At 61.1% G+C, this 19,824-nt stretch carries 15 protein-coding genes; 12 read left to right on the top strand and 3 right to left on the bottom strand.

Translation table 11 applies throughout. The annotated features are described in order from the left end of the window. The first annotated feature begins 136 nt into the window (after positions 1–136). From PH558_RS01920 to PH558_RS01910, 3 genes are all read left to right on the top strand, one after another. Complete coding sequence (locus PH558_RS01920; protein WP_285201912.1) at positions 137–919, top strand: cyclase family protein; 783 nt, start codon at positions 137–139, stop codon at positions 917–919. Between the two features lie 71 nt (positions 920–990). Then, entirely contained in the window at positions 991–2,580 is a 1,590-nt protein-coding gene (locus PH558_RS01915; protein WP_285201911.1) for a phytoene desaturase family protein, read from the top strand. A gap of 27 nt (positions 2,581–2,607) precedes the next feature. Continuing rightward, a complete protein-coding gene (locus tag PH558_RS01910; RefSeq protein ID WP_113231756.1) occupies positions 2,608–3,114 on the top strand; it encodes a MarR family winged helix-turn-helix transcriptional regulator in 507 nt (168 codons plus the stop codon). A 192-nt stretch (positions 3,115–3,306) separates the two neighbouring features. Here PH558_RS01910 and PH558_RS01905 read toward each other — a convergent pair whose 3' ends face one another. Together PH558_RS01905 and PH558_RS01900 are read right to left on the bottom strand one after the other, a co-directional pair. Further along, positions 3,307–4,866, bottom strand: coding sequence for an indolepyruvate oxidoreductase subunit beta family protein (locus PH558_RS01905; protein WP_285201910.1), 1,560 nt, complete (start codon positions 4,864–4,866; stop codon positions 3,307–3,309). A 9-nt stretch (positions 4,867–4,875) separates the two neighbouring features. Continuing rightward, entirely contained in the window at positions 4,876–7,029 is a 2,154-nt protein-coding gene (locus PH558_RS01900) for an indolepyruvate ferredoxin oxidoreductase subunit alpha (RefSeq protein ID WP_285201909.1), read from the bottom strand. 378 nt (positions 7,030–7,407) lie between these two features. Here PH558_RS01900 and PH558_RS01895 point away from each other — a divergent pair, with 378 nt between their 5' ends. From PH558_RS01895 to PH558_RS01875, 5 genes are all read left to right on the top strand, one after another. Further along, positions 7,408–8,943, top strand: coding sequence for an ABC transporter substrate-binding protein (locus tag PH558_RS01895; RefSeq protein ID WP_285201908.1), 1,536 nt, complete (start codon positions 7,408–7,410; stop codon positions 8,941–8,943). Between the two features lie 191 nt (positions 8,944–9,134). Further along, positions 9,135–10,142: an ABC transporter permease gene (locus tag PH558_RS01890; protein WP_285201907.1), complete on the top strand. Its 1,008-nt coding sequence runs from the start codon at positions 9,135–9,137 to the stop codon at positions 10,140–10,142. Then, positions 10,135–11,028, top strand: a complete 894-nt coding sequence (locus tag PH558_RS01885) for an ABC transporter permease (RefSeq protein ID WP_113408183.1) — start codon at positions 10,135–10,137, stop codon at positions 11,026–11,028. The genes PH558_RS01890 and PH558_RS01885 overlap by 8 nt, the downstream gene beginning before the upstream one ends. Further along, positions 11,025–11,897: an ABC transporter ATP-binding protein gene (locus PH558_RS01880; RefSeq protein ID WP_285201904.1), complete on the top strand. Its 873-nt coding sequence runs from the start codon at positions 11,025–11,027 to the stop codon at positions 11,895–11,897. Before PH558_RS01885 ends, PH558_RS01880 begins: the two co-directional genes overlap by 4 nt. Next, on the top strand, positions 11,894–12,742 hold the full coding sequence (locus tag PH558_RS01875; RefSeq protein WP_285201903.1) for an ATP-binding cassette domain-containing protein: 849 nt from the start codon (positions 11,894–11,896) through the stop codon (positions 12,740–12,742). The genes PH558_RS01880 and PH558_RS01875 overlap by 4 nt, the downstream gene beginning before the upstream one ends. A gap of 15 nt (positions 12,743–12,757) precedes the next feature. Here PH558_RS01875 and PH558_RS01870 read toward each other — a convergent pair whose 3' ends face one another. Further along, entirely contained in the window at positions 12,758–14,371 is a 1,614-nt protein-coding gene (locus PH558_RS01870) for an AMP-binding protein (RefSeq protein WP_285201902.1), read from the bottom strand. A 297-nt stretch (positions 14,372–14,668) separates the two neighbouring features. Between PH558_RS01870 and PH558_RS01865 the strand changes: the two genes are divergently transcribed. Genes PH558_RS01865 through PH558_RS01850 form a run of 4 tightly spaced genes read left to right on the top strand, consistent with a single transcriptional unit; the run spans position 14,669 to position 19,815 of the window. After that, entirely contained in the window at positions 14,669–16,987 is a 2,319-nt protein-coding gene (locus PH558_RS01865) for a bifunctional salicylyl-CoA 5-hydroxylase/oxidoreductase (protein ID WP_285201901.1), read from the top strand. Between the two features lie 7 nt (positions 16,988–16,994). Then, positions 16,995–17,774: an SDR family NAD(P)-dependent oxidoreductase gene (locus PH558_RS01860; protein WP_285201900.1), complete on the top strand. Its 780-nt coding sequence runs from the start codon at positions 16,995–16,997 to the stop codon at positions 17,772–17,774. A gap of 3 nt (positions 17,775–17,777) precedes the next feature. After that, on the top strand, positions 17,778–18,629 hold the full coding sequence (locus tag PH558_RS01855) for an enoyl-CoA hydratase family protein (RefSeq protein ID WP_285201899.1): 852 nt from the start codon (positions 17,778–17,780) through the stop codon (positions 18,627–18,629). 4 nt (positions 18,630–18,633) lie between these two features. Continuing rightward, complete coding sequence (locus PH558_RS01850) at positions 18,634–19,815, top strand: acyl-CoA dehydrogenase family protein (RefSeq protein WP_285201898.1); 1,182 nt, start codon at positions 18,634–18,636, stop codon at positions 19,813–19,815. Positions 19,816–19,824 lie beyond the last annotated feature (9 nt).

Below are 19,824 nucleotides of genomic sequence, written 5' to 3'. Positions count from 1 at the left end.
CGCCGCCGCGCGGAGCCGGTGCCAGGAGGAAAGGCACCCCACGCCTGGCGATACCGACTTCATGCCTGATCCTGAACAAAAGATCCACAAAAGGCTCTTTGCATGGATCATGCAACAACAAGGGGAACGCAAAAATATGACAGCCACCACACTCGCCAGCCTAGCCTCGGCCCTGCTTTCGGGCTCCGTCAAGGTCGTCGATCTCACCGCGCCGCTCGGTCCGGATACTCCGGTGCTCTACCTGCCGCCACAGTTCGGCAAGAACACGCCGAACGTCAAGGTCCATACGATCTCGGAATACAATCAGGACGGTCCCTTCTGGGCCTGGAACTGGCTGGAGCTCGGCGAGCATACCGGCACGCATTTCGATGCGCCCTGCCACTGGATCACCGGCAAGGACCATCCGAACAACACGACGGACACCATTCCGCCGCAGAATTTTGTGGCGCCGGTCAATGTCATCGACCGCTCCAAGGAAGCCGCCGCCAATCCCGATTATCTGCTGACGGACGAGAGCATCAAGGAATGGGAAGCCCAGAACGGCGCGATCGAAGCCGGCAGCTGGGTACTGCTGCGTACCGACTGGTACAAGCGTAACGGCTCGACCGAAACCTTCCTGAATGCCGATGAAAACGGCCCGCATTCCCCCGGTCCGACGGCCGAAGCGATCGAATATCTGCTCACCAAGGGCATTATCGGCTGGGGCCAGGAGACCATCGGCACCGATGCCGGTTCCGCCGGAGGCATGAACCCGCCCTTCCCGGCGCACAACCTCATGCACAAGGCCAATCGCTATGGTCTGGCGAGCCTCTCGAACCTCGACCAGCTTCCGGCCAAGGGCGCCGTGCTGATCGCCGCGCCTTTGAAGTTCGTCAAGGGCACCGGTTCGCCGGTTCGCGCACTGGCATTGATTGCATGATAGGCTGGAAAGGCGGGAGCCTGGGGCAGGCTCTTCCTTTCCGTTCATCTTGCCAGTGAGGGGCGGCAGCAATGGGCGATCATGACTACATCATCGTCGGCAGTGGCATAAATGCGCTCGTCGCAGCCGCCATGCTCGGCAAAAAGGGCCACAAGGTTCTTGTCCTTGAGCGCAACGACCGCATCGGCGGCTGCCTGCGCACCGATGAGATCACCGAGCCCGGCTTCATCCACGACGTCATGGCAACGACCATGGTGCTGTTCCTCACCTCGCCGGCCTATGGCGCCATCGGCAAGGATCTCGAGGCACGAGGCCTGGAATTCGCCCATGCCGACCTCCCCACAGGCGTGCTCAGGCCTGACGGTTCTCATGTGGTCTTTTCGAAGGACCGGCGGCGCAATATCGCCACCTTCGATGAACTGTCGCTCGGTGATGGGCAGACCTTCTCGCGTGAAATGGATGCGCTGACCGCAGATGCGCCATTCCTGTTTTCGTTGCTCGGCGGTGCATTGTGGTCGGGATCGATGCTCAAAACCATCGGCAAGCAGGGCTGGAATCGTGGCTTGCGCAAGCTCGCTGCCTGGTTTGGCGATGCTTTGACGCCGGCACGCGGCTATCTCGAAACCAGCTACAGGTCCGAGGATATCCATGCGCTCTGGGCGCCGTGGGTGCTTCATTGCGGCCTCGGGCCCGAAAGCGCCTATTCCGCCGAAATGCTGAAAGTGATCGGCTTTGCATTGGAATTGGGCGGCGCGCCGATCGTCAAGGGTGGCGCCGAAAAACTGCTGACGGCCTTCGAACGGCTGATCACCGACAACGGCGGCGAGATTCGCGTGAGTGCCGATGTCGAGGCTATCATTCCGGACGCCAATCGCAGTGCCGATGGCATACGTCTTACGAATGGCGACACCTTGAGAGCAAAGGCCGGCGTGATCTGCTCGGTCACACCCAACCAGCTTTATGAGCGGCTGATGAAGGATTGGCCGGATCCGCTGCCGCCGGAGGTCAAATCAGGCGTTGCCAGCTACCGCTACGGCAAGGGCGATATGCAGATCCACTATGCGCTTTCCGAGCCGCCGCGTTGGAAGGCCAATGCCGAGCTCGGCAAGGTGGCGCTGCTGCACCTCACCTCCGGCCTCGACGGCGTCTCGCGCGCCGCCAACGAATGTGAGCGCGGGCTTCTGCCGGCCGAACCGACGGTCTGCGTCGGGCAGCCTGTCGCGCTCGATCCCAGCCGCGCACCGGAAGGAAAGTCGATCCTCTGGCTGCAGCTTCCCGAAGCGCCGCGCCATATCAAGGGCGATGCCGCCGGCGAGATCGAAACGCCAAACGATGGACGCTGGACGGAAGAGGTGCGCGAGCGCTATGCCGACCGCATTGAGGCGCTTCTATCCAGCCATATCGAGAACTTCTCCGGCATCAAGCTCGCGCGCCGCGCCTATTCTCCGGGTGATCTGGAGGCGATGAATATGAACCTTGTCGGCGGCGATCCTTACGGCGGCTATTGCGGCGTCGACCAGCTTTTCATCTGGCGTCCCTTCAAGTCATCTGTTAACCACCGCACCCACATATCGGGCCTCTACCACATCGGCGCTTCGGCGCATCCCGGTGCGGGCCTTGGTGGGGGCTCCGGCTTCCTGCTCGCATCATCGCTGAAGTAACACGTTTCCGGAGGAGGAGTTTCGTCGATGGAGGAACGGTTTTCAGGCACCATTTTGAGGCGCAAGCGGGATGAGAACGCAAAGCGCCCGACCATGGGCGAAATCGGCCTCAATCACTTCGCGCCCTATCTCATGAACCGGCTGATGGCGCGCTGGAACGCCAATCTTTCGGAAGAGCTGCGCGAATACGATATGACGACCGCCAAGATGCGTGCGCTTGCCGTCCTCAGCGTCTCGTCCAGCGTCACCATCAACGAGCTCTCCGTCTTTGCCGTGACCGAACAATCGACGATGAGCCGCACTTTGGACTCGCTCGAACAGCAGGGCTATATTCGCCGCCAGCCGCGTGCCGAAGACATGCGCATCCGCGATGTCTCCATCACCGAGGAAGGCCGCGCCGCCTTCGAAAAGGTGTGGCCGACCATGTACGACCTGTTCCTGCAGATGTTCGACGGCGTCGACGAAGCCGAATACCGCACCTTCATCTCGACGCTGCACAAGGTGCTGCACAATATCAGGAAGCACGAGATCTGAGTAAGATCGGGGTCCGTGGCCACCTCGTGGTTCGAGGCCCTGCCGTCTACGCTGCGGCTTCGACGTTAGAGCACCTCACCATGAGGTGGAGAGAGTTGCCCGACCAAGCGAAAAAGATCAGTCCTCATGGCGAGGTGCGCAGGTCCATCGGACCGGAGCCTCGAACCACGAGGGCGGGTGATTGACCCCGTCTCACAGCGTCTCTACAGTCTTCAGCGCCCCATCAAGCGCCGTACCCTTTTCGTCCAGAAGCGCGGCCTGTCGCAGCCGCCGCATCCAGGCGGCTCCATCCTCGCGCTCACGCAAGAGCGGCAGCGCCGACATAATGCGATCGAACTTGGAAAGACCGCGCGCATGCGTATCGGAATAACCTTTGACGAGGCGGCGATTGCCGAGCACCTCGACGGCGAGATCGTAATTCGCGGCCAGCAGATTGGAGGCCGCCGCGAGCCAGACCTCGCGATGCTCGACCTCGTGTGCGTGCCGCAGCGTGCCACGACGGATACGGCGAAGCGCCGAGACCATATAGAGGCCGAGGAACCAGAACAGCGTACCGGTCTGAACCCGGCGTCCCTTGTTGATGAAGCGGTCGAGCCGCGCAAATAGGCCAGGCCGGCTTTCGATCCAAAGACCTATCGCCTTCGGCATGGTACCGCAGACCTCCTCCATGCGCGGATGCATGTATTCGGTCATGTAGACGATCTGGTCGTCCTTGGCGCCGACCTCCTTACAAACGCGCTCGAAGCGGGAATCACGCACCTTCAGATCGGCAACGCGGATGACATCGTCGTAAGCCATGGCGACGGCGACATATTTCGCCGCCTGCACAGTGAAGGCGAAATCCTTGTTCGCGCCGCCGGCCTTGCGATCCAGCGCATGCAATGCCGCGACGCGGCTTAGATATTCATCGGCATAGGCCGGGTCCTGATAATCGGTCAGCTTCTTGACGCCGGCAAACAGCAGTGGCCAGGCAACTCCGGGAAATTCGGAACGGATGCGATTGACCAGCCGGTCCAAGGCCGGATGACCGGCGGTTTCGGGAAGCGCATCGAAATGCTTCGGCGGCGTTGCGGAAACCGCATCGCGCGGCTTCTCCTTGACCCTGTCAAATGCGGCATTGAAGGCCTTCAGGCTGGGCTCGATGCCCTTGCCACCAGCGCGGATCATCGCCTCGAAAGCCTGCTTGCCGAACGGCAGCGCACCGGAACCGGCCAAAGCGCCGAACATGGAAGCGGAAATCACGCTGCCGTTCCTGACGGCCATCGTTTCCATATCAAAGGCAATGGTGCGCTTGGCAGCGAAATCCGTGGCATCGACCACCACCTCGGCATTGCCGATGCCATCGCCCGGCTTTTCCTTTTCCGCAACCGCAAAGGAGCGATGCGTCGACGCGATCAGCAGCGTCTTGTCCGGCGTGACGAGGCCGCGCAGCACGGAACGGCCGGCCTCCATCAACTCGGCCGCCATGACGACATCGACATCGCCCGGCGTCGGCATCAGAGAGAAAATCGGCGCGTGACCATCCTTCGCCGGCAGCATTTCAATATAATAGATCGTCGCGCCCGTCCGCTGGGCAACGCCCGGCACGGAGGTGGTCTGCGCCATCCAGCCTTCGGCTTCGGCAAGTCCGACGATCCAATCGGCCAAGACGCCGCCGCCCTGCCCGCCCATGGCGAGAATGGCAAGCGACAGCGGCTTGTCTGTCGAAAGCCTGGCAGCACCGAGATCACTTATGCTCACATGCTCGTTCATCTCGCCCTCTCAATCTGAAAAGACGATGCGGCCGGCGCGGCGACGCGCCTGCAGCCAGCCGATGATGCCGGAGCGCATGCGAGCCACGAAGCGATCCCAGCCCGTCGGGTTATGGATGATGTCGGCCCGATAGAAGGAGGGACAGAGCACCGCCGCCTCCGAGACCTCGCCGCAATTACCGCATCCCACGCAATTATTGTCGATCGCCGCCACCGGATCGTCCTTCAGCGGGTCGTCGGTATGCTTGACCGACAGCGAAGGACAGCCGGAAAGACGGATACAGGCGTGATCACCGGTGCAGACGTCCTCGTCCACGCCGAAGCGCTCCTTGACCATGCGCTTGCCGTCCTTGACAGCCTTGGCAAACTGCGGCTTCACGCGACGCTGCTTGTTGAGCATGCATTCCGAGGAGGCGACGATGATCTTCGGCCCTGGCTCCTTCGAGGTCAAAGCCTCGCGCAGCGTGTCGCGCATCTTGGCGACATCATAGGTCCGATCGATCTGTCGCACCCAGGTCGCGCCGATGCCCTTGACGGCATTGACGATGGAATTGTTGGTCTTGCGGCGCGGATTGAGGGCGCGCGAGGACGGTATGTCCTGCCCGCCGGTCGCCGCCGAGTAATAGTTGTCGACGACGAGGATGACACCATCCTGCTTATTGAAGACGGCATTGCCGACCGACGTCGCAAGCCCGTTGTGCCAGAAGCCGCCATCGCCCATGACGGAGATCACGCGCTTGTCGGCTTCCACATTGAAGGCTGAGGCCGCAGCAGGTCCCAGCCCATAGCCCATCGTCGTACTGCCGATATTGAAGGGCGGCAGGATCGAAAAGAGGTGGCAGCCGATATCACCTGATATGTGATGCTGGCCGAGCTCGCCCTCCACCATCTTCATGGCAGCGAAGATCGGCCGCTCCGGACAGCCGATGCAGAAACCGGGCGGTCGCGGCGGCACGACTTCGGCCAGCGCCTTGATCTTCGGATCGTTGAGAACAGGCGTCGGATCCGGCAGCGGCGGCTGGTTGCCGAGCAATACACGCTGGTAAACCTCTAGGAAGTTCTTGATGCCCTTCATCAATACGGGCGCGGTGTATTCGCCGCCCATCGGCAGGACATCCTTGCCCGCGACCTTGGTCTGGATATCGCGGCGGCGCAGAATAGTATTCAGGGACTGCTCGATATATTCCGGCGCCCCCTCCTCCACCATCAGCACCGCCTTCTTGCCGGCACAGAATTCGGCGATCTGGTCATCCACAAGCGGATAGGCGACGTTAAGGACGTAAAGCGGCACGGCTGAATTGCCGTAAACATCGGCAAGTCCGAGCTGCTGCAGCGCACGCAGCACGCCATTATACATGCCGCCGAGCAGGATGATACCGACATCGCCTTCCGAGGGTCCGAAATACTCGTTGAGCTGGCGCTTCCTGATGAAATCGACGGCAGCGGGCCAGCGTTTCTCCAGCTTTTCCTTCTCGTGCAGGAAGGATGCCGGCGGCAGCACGATACGGTTGACGTCGCGGACCGGATTTTCAAGCGCCTGCTTCAGCGTATAGGCCGGCCGCTTATTGTCCTTGGCGACGAACTGGCCATGCACATGACAGCTGCGGATGCCAACCTGCAGCATGACCGGCGTGTTCGATATTTCCGAAAGCTCGAACCCCTCCTCGACCGCCTGCACGATCGACGGCAGGTTCGGGCGCGGGTTGAGCAGCCACATCTGCGATTTCATCGCATAGGCATGGCTGCGCTCCTGCATGATCGAGGAGCCCTCGCCGTAATCCTCGCCGATAATGATGAGCGCGCCGCCCGTCACCCCGCCCGAAGACAGGTTGGAAAGCGCATCGGAGGCGACATTGGTGCCCGCCGTCGATTTCCAGGTGACGGCGCCGCGCACCGGATACATGACGGAGGCAGACAGCATGGCAGCAGCAGCAGCCTCCGAGGCCGACGTCTCGAAATGGACGCCCAGATCCTGCATCACGTCCTTGGCGTCTGCCAGCACGTCCATGAGATGCGAGATCGGCGAGCCCTGATAGCCGCCGACATAGGAAACACCGGACTGCAGAAGTGCCTTGGTGATCGCGAGAATACCCTCGCCGCGGAAGATGTCGCCTTCCCCGAGCTTCAGATCCTCGACCTCGCGCGCAAACGATCGCTCGGCCATGACGTTACCCCTTTGCCCTTGTGGGCTTGTTTTAAATCATTTGCAAAATCATATTTTGAACTTCCTTGAACTGTCAACGAACAATTATGCGATACCGCCGCATCATTTTGCAATACCGGCCGCGCAGCAATACACTGTCACCGGCCGATATTGTTGACTCGGATATCTCCGTTGCGCTCAAATATATGCGTATGCATAAAATTTATGCGGACATTTGAAGCCGAGTAAGAATTGCGGACCGGGATTTTACGGAAGCACCAGAGAAAGCGCTTGCCGCTCCAAAATATGTATTTTAAGATTAAAACATTCCGACAATAAATCGCCAGCGGCAGTTGGGCGTCATGCTTTTCTGTCGCTTAACAGGGGAACGGAGTGACCATGACAACGCTTACTCGGCGCGAGGCCCTGAGCCTCGGCGCAGCCGCATTCATGACTGGGATTTTAGCCGGCAGAACGCCTGTGGAAGCAGCGGAAGCCGGCACACTGACCATTGCCTTCAACGTCAATTTGCCCTCTTTCGATCCGACGACCGGCCCGTCCGCCGTCAACCCGACGATCCAGGCGATCTATCGCTCGGTCTTCGACCAGTTCATCGGCCAGGGACCGGACCTGAAGTTCCAGCCGGGCCTTTTGACGGCCTGGGGCTGGAACGACGACAAGACGAAGGTCTGGATGGATGTCCGCGAGGGTGTCACCTGGCATGATGGCTCCAAGTTTACGCCCGACGACGTCGTCTGGTCTCTGGAGCGCGCCGCGAAGCAGGAAACCGGCAATCCGATCCAGTTCATCTGGTCGACCGCCAACAATTACAAGGTGGAAGGCAACCGCATCACCGGCGATGTCGTTCGCTTCGAACCAACCTATTTCAAATGGATGGCCTTCCTCACCGGCTACGTCCTGCCGAAGGATTATTATACCAAGGTGGGCGCACAAGGCTTCGAGAAGAAGCCGATCGGCACCGGCCCCTACATGGTCGATGCCTACGAGGGCAATTCCTATCTTCGCCTGAAGGCGAATCCGAACTATTTCGGCGGCAAGCCGGCCTTCGATACCGTTATCTTCAAGTTCGTGCCGGACACAACGAGCCGTGTGGCCGAAATTGAATCCGGCTCATCCGACGTGACGCTGGAAATCCCCTATGAGGATTTCGACCGGCTGAAGAAGAAATCCGGTCTTGCGGGCGTCGCCACCCCCATCTCCGATATCGGCATGATCTTTATCAGCAATGTCGATCCGATGCTCGACAAGAATGTCCGCCTCGCCGCCAATATGGCGATCGACAAGGAAGCGATCATCAAGCGGCTGCTTCGCGGCTACGGCAAGCCGCTATCGACGTTGGAAGCGCCGGAATATGAAGCCTACGACTCGTCAGTCAAAACCCCTTACGATCCGGAACAGGCAAAGAAGCTTCTGGCCGCCAGCGGCTATTCGCCTGAAAAGCCGGTGAAATTCACCATCAAGACCACTCGCGGCTTCAAGCCGAAGGATTACGAGATGATCCAGGCGATCGTCGGCATGTGGCGCAAGGTCGGGATCGAGGCTGACATTGAAGTCTACGAAATCGCCAAGCACTACGAGCTGCGCGCCGCCCATCAGCTCGGGCCGGCCGCCTTCTATAACTGGGGCAACGCCATCGGCGATCCTACGACCTCGACCGGCTTTGCCATGTTCGGCCCCTCGCCGCACTCCGCCTGGAAAACCAAGGATGTCGACGACATGCTTGGGCCGCTCTGGGGCGAAAAGGATGAGGCGAAGCGCATTGCCGGCTGGAAGGCGGCGATCAAATACATCGCCGAACAGGGCTATGTGATCCCGCTGCTGCAATATGCCCAGCCGATCGTCTACAAATCGAGCCTCAAGGTCACGCCGAACGTCTCCGGCGCCCTGCAGCCGACGCTGGTGTCGAAGGCTTGAGAAAAGCCTTCTCCCCTTGGGGAGAAGGTGGCCCGAAGGGTCGGATGAGGGGGTGGCGCGGCATATTCCGTGGAACCTTACGGTGCAACGCCCCCTCAAACCTGCGCCCCTTCGACAAGCTCAGGAGCGCGTCCTTCTCCCCGCTGGGGAGAAGGTAAGGCCATCAGCCATGCGATCGGAACTCATAACGCATGATAGCAGTCTCCATTCTCAACCGGCTGATTATGGCCGCAATCACCCTCTTCGGAGTGGCGGTGATCGTCTTCGTCCTGCTACGCGTCGTCCCGGGCGATCCGATCGCGATGATGATCTCGCCGGGCGCAAGCCCCGCCGATATTGCTGCGCTGCGCGCCCATTACGGGCTCGATGCGAGGCTGGCCACTCAATTCTGGCTTTGGCTGAAATCAGTTCTGATAGGCGATTTCGGCACGTCGATCTCCCTGAAGCGCGATGTGCTATCGCTGCTGGGCGAGCGCCTACCCGCGACGTTGGAGCTTGCCTTTGCCGCGCTGGTCCTAGCGGTTCTTCTCGGTGGCTCGGTCGCGATCATCGGCACGCTTGCTCGCCGCACGATTTTCGAACCCGTGATCGATAGCCTCAACGGCCTTTTCTTGGCTGTTCCGGATTTCGTCTGGGCACTCGCGCTGGTCCTGGTTCTCGGAGTCCTCTTTCCGCTTTTTCCGCTCTCCGGCCGTATCGATCCGAGCATCGACGCACAATTCGCAACCCCTTTTTATCTCATCGAAAGCCTCGTAACATTTCGCTTCGGCATCTTCGCGGATATCTGCGCCCATATGGTCATGCCGGTCCTGGCGCTCGGCCTGCCGCTCGCCGCCATCATCGCCCGCGTGCTGAAGGCAGCACTCTCCGAGGCCATGGTGCAGGACTATATTCTTCTAGCGAAATTGAAAGGCATGTCCGAGCTGCGGCTGGTGCTGCAGGAGGCGCTACGCAATGCCGTCGGCCCGACCATCGCGCTGACCGGCGTGCAATTCACCTTCCTCATCGGCGGCACCGTCATCGTCGAACGCATCTTCGCCTATCCCGGTATCGGCAATATGGCAATCGATGCCGTCATCAACCGCGACCTGCCGCTGATTCAGGGACTTGTTCTGGTCTTCGGCGCCATCTTCATTCTCGTCAATCTGGCGGTCGACCTCCTGGTCGCGGCCTTCAATCCGAGGCTCGCCCATGGCTGACGTCATCTCGCCCGCCATACAGCAACCACCATCAAGGCTAGCGAAACGCGTCCGGGCGCTGCTTTCCGAGCCAAAGGTGATCTTCGGCGGCGGCTTCATTCTCATCCTCCTCATCCTCGCGATCTTTGCGCCCTATATCGCGCCGAAGGATCCGCTGGAGCAGGATCTGATGTCCGGCACCCTACCGCCGGCATGGATCGAAGGCTCTGATCCCGGTTTCCTGCTGGGGACGGATGATCTCGGCCGGGATGTGCTCTCGCGCGCGATCTTCGGCACGCGCATCGCGCTGACGGTCGCCTTCGTCGCGGCTGGGCTCGCGGCCTTGATCGGCACGCTACTCGGCCTTCTCGCCGGTTGGTATGGTGGCTGGATCGACAAGATGATCTCCCGCCTCGTCGATATCTGGATGGCCTTCCCGCCGGTGCTTTTGTCGATTCTGCTGGTTGCGGTCTTCGGCTCTGGCGTGCATTCGGTCATCGCGGCCATCGTCATCATCGACTGGACGCGTTTCTGCCGCGTCGTGCGCTCGGAAACGCAGGCGCAGGCGCGGATGGATTATGTGACGGCGGCACACACGATCGGCTTTTCGCGAGCGAGAATCCTCTTCAGCGAAATCCTGCCGAATGTGACGCCGGTGTTGATCGCCCTCGTCAGCCTGGAAATGGGCATCGCCGTCATCGTCGAAGCCATCCTGTCCTTTGTCGGCCTGTCGGTCTCCTCCGACACGCCGACCTGGGGTGGCATGATCGCCGAGGGGCGGCAGATGATCTATCAGGGTTGGTGGGTGCTCGTCGTGCCGCTGCTTGCACTCTTTGCGACGGTGCTTGCCTTCAATCAACTCGGCGACGGCCTGCGCCGCGCCCTCGATCCGGTCATGCGCCGATGACATCTCCACTCCTCTCCATTAACGGCCTCAGCGCCATATCCGACCGCGACGGCGGCGCCCCGATCCTGCGTGATGTTTCCCTGACGCTCACGCGCGGCGAAGTGCGCGGGCTCGTCGGCGAAAGCGGCGCCGGAAAATCCACCATCGCCAAGGCCTTACTCGGCATCCTGCCGCGCAGCGTCCGCATCACGAACGGCTCGATATTGTTCGAAAACCGCGACCTGCTCACGCTCTCCGCCAGGGAATTGCGAGACATCATGGGCAGCGAAATCTCGCTGATCCCGCAGGATCCACAAACGGCACTTAATCCCGGCCGCCGCATCGAGGCGCAACTAACAGACGGCCTGCGGCTGAAACGGGGCATGTCATCAAACAATGCTCGGCGGCTGGCGCTGAAGCTGTTGGAAGAAGTGCATATCCGCGATCCCGAGCGTGTACTGCGCGCCTATCCGCATGAATTGTCTGGCGGCATGCGCCAGCGCATATTGATCGCCGCCGCCTTCGCGCTGGAGCCGAAATTGGTCGTCGCCGACGAGCCCACTACCGCGCTCGACGTCACCGTGCAGAAGCAGATCCTGCGGCTGATCCGCGGTCTGCAGGAAGCGCACGGCACCGCCGTCATCTTCGTCACGCACGATCTCGGCGTCGTCGCCCAGATCTGCGACAGCGTCACGCTGCTCTACGCCGGCAAGGTTATCGAGGACGGGCGTACAAGCGACGTGCTGATACAGCCCAAGCATATCTACACGAAATCCTTGATATCGGCCGGGCCGCGCTACGACCGACCGGATGCCGGGCTGACGCCGGTGCCGCAAGCCGTTTTCGAACAATTGCGCCGCGAAATCGGCATTCCGGAGGGCGGCCGATGAGCGTTTCCGACAATCTCCTGTCCGCCAGGGGCATCGAGGTCACCTATGGCGCCAAGCGGCATCTGTTCGGCCCGCCGGGCCTTGGCATCAAGGTGCTGCACGGCGTCAATATCGATATCCGCCGCGGCGAAACCGTCGGCATTGTCGGCGAAAGCGGCTCGGGCAAGACGACGCTGGGCCGCGCCCTGCTGCGGTTAGTTGATGTGACGGCGGGCAGCATCCATTTCGATGGCCGAGACATTACACATCTGCCCAATACCGACATGCGGCCACTGCGCCGCCGCATGCAGATGATCTTTCAGGACCCCATGGCCTCGCTCAATCCGCGCCACACGATCCGCCGCATCCTCGTTGAGCCATTACTCCTGCATCGGCTGGCTTCGGACGGGAAAGAAGCCGAGCGGCAGGTTGCCGCAATTCTCGAGCGGGTGACGCTGCCGCAGGCCTGTCTCGATCGCAATCCGCATGAGCTTTCCGGTGGCCAGCGCCAGCGCATCGGCATCGCGCGAGCCGCCTTGCTAAAGCCGGATTTTGTGCTCGCCGACGAGATCGTCTCCGGCCTCGATGTGTCGACCCAGGCACAGGTGCTCAATCTACTGAAGGAGCTTTCGCGCGATCTCGGCCTCTCAATGGCCTTCATCAGCCACGATCTCTCCGTCATCCGCGCCGTCTGCGACCGCGTTTACGTCCTGCGCCACGGCCGCGTCGAGGAGGAAGGCGATTGCGAGCGCATCTTCACCGCACCCGCCTCCGCCTATACCCGCATGCTGCTGGATGCTATTCCCTTGCCGGAAATCGATCCGCATTGGCTCGGCCGCGAGACGGACCACGAAAACGCTGCCTGACAAGCACTCGGACGTTCAGTTGCGCAGGCGGAAACGCTGTATCTTGCCCGATTCCGTCTTCGGCAGAGCTTCGACGAAGATGATCGAACGCGGATATTTGTAAGGCGCGATGACCGCCTTCACATGATCTTGCAGCTTGCGAACCTGCAGATCCGAGGCGACAATGCCGGGCGCCAGCACGACATGGGCCTGCACGATATGGCCTCTCTCCTCGTCGGGCTTACCGACGACGGCGCATTCCAGCACATCTGTATGCGAAAGAAGGGCCGCTTCCACTTCCGGTCCGGCAATATTGTAACCGGCCGAAAGAATGATGTCGTCGGAACGCGCGGCAAAGTGGAAATAGCCCTCCTCGTCCTGAACGAAGCTGTCACCGGTCACATTCCAGCCATCCCGCACATAATCGACCTGCCTGTGGTCGGCGAGATAGCGGCAGCCGATCGGTCCGCGAACAACGAGTTTGCCGATGACCCCACGCGGAACCTCGTTCATATCGTCATCGACCACGCGGGCCTCATAGCCCGTCAACGGCTTGCCCGTGCAGTTCGGCTTGGCGTCGGACAGGCGATTGGAAATGAAGATATGCAGCATCTCGGTCGAGCCGATGCCGTCGAGGATCGGCTTGCCGATCTTGCGCGTCCATTCCTCGAAAATCGGTCCCGGCAGCGTCTCGCCGGCCGAAACGGCGATACGAAGTGAAGACAGATCCGCCCCCTCTTCCATCGCCGCCAGCATGGCGCGATAGGCCGTCGGCGCGGTGAAGCTGATGGTCGCTCCATATTCCTGGATGATCTCGACCATGTTCTTCGGCGAAGCATTTTCGAGCAGCGCCGTCGATGCGCCGAAACGCAGGGGAAAGACGACCAGACCGCCAAGCCCGAAGGTGAAGGCGATCGGCGGCGAGCCGATGAAGACGTCATCCGGCGTCACCTGCAGGACTTCCTTGGCATAGGCGTCGGCGATGATCAGGATATCGCGATGGAAATGCATCGTCGCCTTCGGCACCCCCGTCGAGCCCGAGGTGAAGCCGAGCAGCGCCACATCATCCCGCCCGGTTTTGACCGCTTCAAAGCGCACCGGCTTGTTGAGCGCGATGCGGTCAAGTTCGGCGTCGTGGTTGGCGGTGCCGTCGAAGCCCACCACCTGCTTCAGGAAGCGGCTGTCCTTGGCTGCAGTGACCAGTTCCTCCAGCAGCCGGGTATCGCAAAGCGCCAGCGAGATTTCCGCCTTGTCGATGATCTTCGAAAGCTCGCCCGCCCGCAGCATCGGCATGGTATTGACGGCAACGGCGCCGACCTTCGTCACCGCCAGCCAGCAGGCGATCATGGCCGGATTGTTTCCGGAGCGGATGAGAACGCGATTGCCGGGCTTGACGCCGAAATTTTCGATGAGCGCATGCGCGATGCGGTTCGTCCAATCCGCCAGCTCCTTGTAGGTGCGGCGCCGGCCATTGCCGATGAGCGCCACGTTGTCGCCGAAGCCTTTTTCGACCATACGGTCACTCAGCTCGAAGCCGGCATTCAGCCATTCCGGATAGTCGAAACCCTCCATCCGCAGTTCGGGCCATTCGTCGAAAGGCGGCAGATTGTCTCGCGTGAATGTATCGGTATGACCGGTCGGTCCCAGCATTGCCTTGCTCCCGCATTCTTATCGATCAATCGCCACGACAGCCGTTTCCCCGCGGCGCATGTGGCGTTGCTAAAAAAGATCGCACCGAAGCCAGCAATGTTCAAGCAAGAAATTTTAAGCCTAAACTATTTTTGATTTCCGATTGATTCGAAAGAGCTATTTTCGATTTTCCTGCTATTGTGGGTGCCTACAGGCCGCATATCGGAGCAGGAAAAGCCTTGACGAATGGTCTCAACAATATATTTTAAACTTAAATTATTTTGAGATCGGCTTTGGTCGAACGAGGAGGGAAAAGCGATGCGCATCGTCTGTATCGGCGGCGGCCCCGCAGGGCTTTACTTCGCGCTTCTGATGAAGAAGCTCCATCCCGAGCATGCCATCCGCGTCGTCGAGCGCAATCGTCCCTATGACACCTTCGGCTGGGGCGTCGTCTTCTCTGACGCGACTATGGTTTCGATGCGCCAATGGGATCCTGAAAGTGCCGCCGAAATCGAAGATGCCTTCAACCATTGGGACGATATCGAAGTCCTGTTCAAGGGCACCCGCCAGCGCACCTCCGGCCACGGCTTTGTCGGCATCGGGCGAAAGAAGCTTCTGAACATCCTGCAGCGCCGCTGCGAAGCGCTCGGAGTCGAGCTGATCTTCGAAACGGAAGTCAATTCCGATCTCGACTATCCCGATGCCGATCTGGTCATCGGCTCGGATGGCCTCAATTCCAAGATCCGCAATCATTATCCGGAAGTCTTTCAGCCTGACATGATCACCCGGCCGAACCGCTATATCTGGCTCGGCACCAACAAGCTTTTCGACGCCTTCACCTTCGATTTCCGCCGCACCGATCACGGCTGGTTCCAGGCGCATATCTATAAGTTCGACGACAAGACCTCGACCTTCATCGTCGAGACGACGGAAGAGGCCTATCTCGCCCATGGCCTGGACAAGATGGACCAGGACGGCTCCATCGCCTTCTGCGAAAACCTGTTCTCCGAAGTGCTCGAAGGCGCTTCGCTGATGACCAATGCCCGCCACATCCGCGGTTCGGCCTGGCTGAACTTCAACCGCCTGATCTGCGGCAAGTGGAGCCATTTCAACGGCAATTCCCATGTCGTGCTGATGGGCGATGCCGCACACACAGCACATTTCGCCATCGGCTCCGGCACCAAGCTTGCCATCGACGATGCCATCGAGCTGACCCGTCAGTTCCAGACCCACGGGCACGAGAAGGACAAGATACCGGCCGTCCTTGAAACCTACGAGGAAATTCGCCGCGTCGACGTTGCCCGCATCCAGAATGCCGCCCGCAACGCGATGGAATGGTTCGAAGTCGTCGGCCGCCGCTATGCCGATACGCTTGAGCCGCCGCAATTCATGTATTCGATGCTGACCCGCTCGCAGCGCATCAGTCACGAAAATCTGCGGCTGCGCGACAAGACATGGCTCGAAGGCTATGAGCGCTGGTTCGCTGAAAAATCCGGCCTTGCCGTCGGCAACGACCGCTGCCTGCCGCCGATGTTCACGCCCTATCGTCTGCGTGATGTCCAGCTCGTCAACCGTATCGTGGTCTCGCCGATGGCGATGTATTCGGCTGAGAACGGCGTGATGAACGACTTCCATATCGTCCATCTCGGCTCTCGCGCCCTTGGCGGTGCAGGGCTGATCTTCGCGGAAATGACCTGCGTCACGCCCGATGCCCGCATCACCCCCGGCTGCCTTGGCCTTTGGAACGAGGAGCAGGTAGCGCAATGGAAGCGCCTCGTCGATTTCGTTCACATGAACAGCGCCGCCAAGGTCGGCATCCAGCTCGGCCATGCCGGGCGAAAGGGCGCGACGAAGCTTGCCTGGGAAGGCATCGACCAGCCGTTGTCCGAAGGCGACTGGCCGCTGATCTCCGCTTCGGCTGTTCCCTACCTCAAAAACAGCCAGGTGCCGAAGGCCATGGATCGCGCCGATATGGAGCGCGTCAAAGCCGACTTCATCCGCTCGACGGAACTCGCGATCGAGACCGGCGCCGACTGGCTGGAACTGCATTGCGCCCACGGCTATCTGCTGTCGAGCTTCCTGTCACCGCTCACTAATCTGCGCGACGACGAGTATGGCGGCAGCCATGAAGACCGCGCCCGCTATCCGCTAGAAATCTTCCATGCGATGCGCGCGATCTGGCCGGCGGACAAGCCGATCTCGATCCGCCTCTCCTGCCATGACTGGACCGACGGCGGCAATACGCCGGAAGATGCGGCGATCTTCGCGCGTATGTTCAAGGAAGCAGGCGCCGACCTGATCGACTGCTCCTCAGGCCAGGTCTCGAAGCAGGAAAAGCCAGTCTACGGCCGCCTGTTCCAGACGCCCTTCTCCGACAAGATCCGCAACGAGATCGGCATTCCGACGATTGCCGTTGGTGCGATCTCGGAAGCCGATCATGCCAATTCGATCATCGCCGCCGGCCGTGCCGATCTCTGCGCCATCGCCCGCCCGCATCTGGCGGATCCGGCCTGGTCGCTGCACGAAGCCGCCAAGATCGGTCTGACTTCCATTCCCTGGCCGAAGCAATATCTTTCCGGCAAGACTCAGTACGAAACCAACCTCGCCCGAGTGGCCACCGTAGCACCGGCGAAATGAGGATGAGATGACGACTTCGGGTAAACTCGCTGGCCGTCATGCCCTGGTCACCGGGGCCGGGAGCGGCATAGGTGCCGCGATCGCCAAGGCGCTCGCCGCCGAGGGCGCGCGTGTCAGCCTAGCCGGTCGCCGCCGCGAGCCGCTGGAAGCGGTTGCCGCCGAAATCGGCGCCCATGCATTCGTGGTCGATGGCTTCGATGTCACCAGCCCCGACGCCGTTGCCCAGGGCCTTGCCAAGGCACGCGAAAAATTCGGCCCCGTCGATATTCTCGTCAACAATGCCGGCGAAGCACCGAGCGCCCCCTTCGAGAAGACGAGTCTTGAAGTTTGGAATCAGGTCCTCTCAGTCGATCTGACGGGTGTTTTCGTCGTGACGCAAGCAGTTCTGCCTGACCTCAAAACTCACGGCTCGGGCGCGCGCATCATCAATATTGCCTCGACAGCCGGCCTGAAAGGCTACGCTTACGTCTCGGCTTACGTCGCCGCCAAGCACGGCGTCGTCGGCCTCACCCGCTCGCTGGCGCTGGAACTGGTGAAAACGGGCATCACGGTCAATGCCGTCTGCCCAGGCTTTACCGATACGCCGATCATCCAGCGCTCGATCGAGACGATCGTCGCCAAGACCGGGCGCACGGCCGAACAGGCCCTTGCCGAGTTCACGAAATCCAATCCGCAGGGACGTCTCGTCAAGCCGGAAGAGGTTGCCGATACCGTGCTCTGGCTGGCCTTGCCGGCCGCAGTATCGATCAATGGACAGGCAATCGCGGTTGCCGGTGGGGAGATTTGAGGAATGAGCGATCGGGACATGACGATGAAGGGGCATCTGAAGCCCTTCAAGGATTACAAGCCTGAGCACTTCCTCTGGGATGTCAGTGAAGACGGCCGCGTCGCCACTATCCGCCTGAACCGCCCAGAACGTAAGAACCCGCTGACCTTCGACAGCTATGCCGAACTGCGCGATCTCTTCCGCGACCTCGTTTACGCGTCAGATATCCGCGCCATCGTGCTGACCGGAGCCGGCGGCAACTTCTCCTCCGGCGGCGACGTCTTCGAGATCATCGAGCCGCTGACGCGCATGGCAATGCCCGAGCTTCTCGCCTTCACGCGCATGACCGGCGATCTCGTCAAAGCGATGCGCAAGTGCCCGCAGCCGATCGTCTCGGCAGTCGACGGCATCTGCGCCGGCGCCGGCGCCATCCTGGCGATGGCCTCCGATCTAAGGCTCGCGACGCCCGAGGCAAAGACTGCCTTCCTCTTCACCCGTGTCGGCCTTGCCGGTGCCGATATGGGCGCCTGCGGCATCCTTCCCCGCATCATCGGCCAGGGCCGCGCCGCCGAACTGCTCTTCACCGGCCGATCGATGACGGCAGCGGAAGGACAGGCCTGGGGCTTCTATAACGGCCTGCACGTCGGCGCCGACCTCGAAAGCGAAGCAGTCAAGCTCGCCCGCTCGCTGGCCGACGGCCCATGGTTCGCGCACGGCATGACCAAGACCATGCTGAACCAGGAATGGGCGATGGGCATCGATGAAATGATCGAATCTGAAGCGCAGGCGCAGGCGATCTGCATGGCGACGCAGGATTTCCGCCGCGCCTTCGAGGCTTTCGCCGCCAAGCGCCGGCCGGAATTCCAGGGGGATTGAGGGGATGTCCGCGACAAACAGCCTCCCCGGCCCGACGCGCGATCATCTGGATTGGCCCTTCTTCGAGGAGCGCCATCATCGTTTTGCCGCCGAGGTCGATGCCTTCGCGAAATCCGGCGCGATGACGTCTATCGATCACGCCGATATCGATAGCGCTTGCCGAAAGCTGGTCAAGTCACTGGGCGAAGCCGGGCTTTTGACTGCTGCGACAGGCGCGTCCGACAGCGAGCCGCTGATCGATTCCCGCATGGTCTGCCTCGCCCGCGAAACGCTCGCCTGGCATGACGGCCTTGCCGATTTTGCCTTTGCCATGCAGGGGCTCGGCACCGGAGCCATCGGCCTCTCCGGTTCGCCCGAATTGCGTTCAGCCGTTCTGCCCAAGGTGCGCTCGGGTGACTGGCTCGCCGCCTTCGCGCTATCGGAAAAGGATGCCGGCTCCGATGTCGCCGCCATGAGCTGCGCTGCCCGTCTCGATGGCGATCACTATGTGCTCGATGGCGAGAAGACCTGGATTTCCAATGGCGGCATTGCCGATGTCTACACCGTCTTCGCGCGCACCGGCGAAGCGCCGGGTACCCGCGGCATCTCGGCCTTCGTCGTCATTGCTGATGATCCCGGCTTCTCGATTGCCGAACGCATCGAGGTGATCGCGCCGCATCCGCTCGCAACGATCCGCTTCGACAATTGTCGCATTCCCGCTTCGCGCCGTCTCGGTGTACCAGGCGAAGGCTTCAAGATCGCCATGCGCACGCTCGATATCTTCCGCGCCTCTGTCGCCGCTGCCGGCCTCGGCTTTGCCCGGCGTGCGCTCGATGAATCGCTTGCCCATGCGCGGTCACGCCCGATGTTTGGCGCGGCGCTGGCCGACCTTCAGTTGACGCAGGCCGCCCTCGGCGATATGGCGACCGGCATCGACGCGGCGGCATTGCTCACCTACCGGGCGGCCTGGCGTCGTGACGTGCAGCGCTTGCCGACGACGCGCGAAGCCGCCATGGCCAAGATGACGGCGACGGAAACCGCGCAAAGCGTCATCGACCGCGCCGTCCAACTCTTTGGCGGCCGTGGCGTTAAATCGGGCGAGATAACGGAAAAACTCTATCGGGAGATCCGCGCGCTTCGCATCTATGAAGGTGCGACGGAAGTTCAAAAACTCATCGTCGCGCGCGAACTTTTGAAGACCAATTAATGGGAGATA

The sequence above is a fragment of the Rhizobium pantanalense genome (genome assembly GCF_030182525.1).
Classification (GTDB): domain Bacteria; phylum Pseudomonadota; class Alphaproteobacteria; order Rhizobiales; family Rhizobiaceae; genus Rhizobium.
The sequence above is the reverse complement of the archived record's forward strand: the minus strand, read 5'-3'. Positions and strand labels throughout refer to the sequence as shown.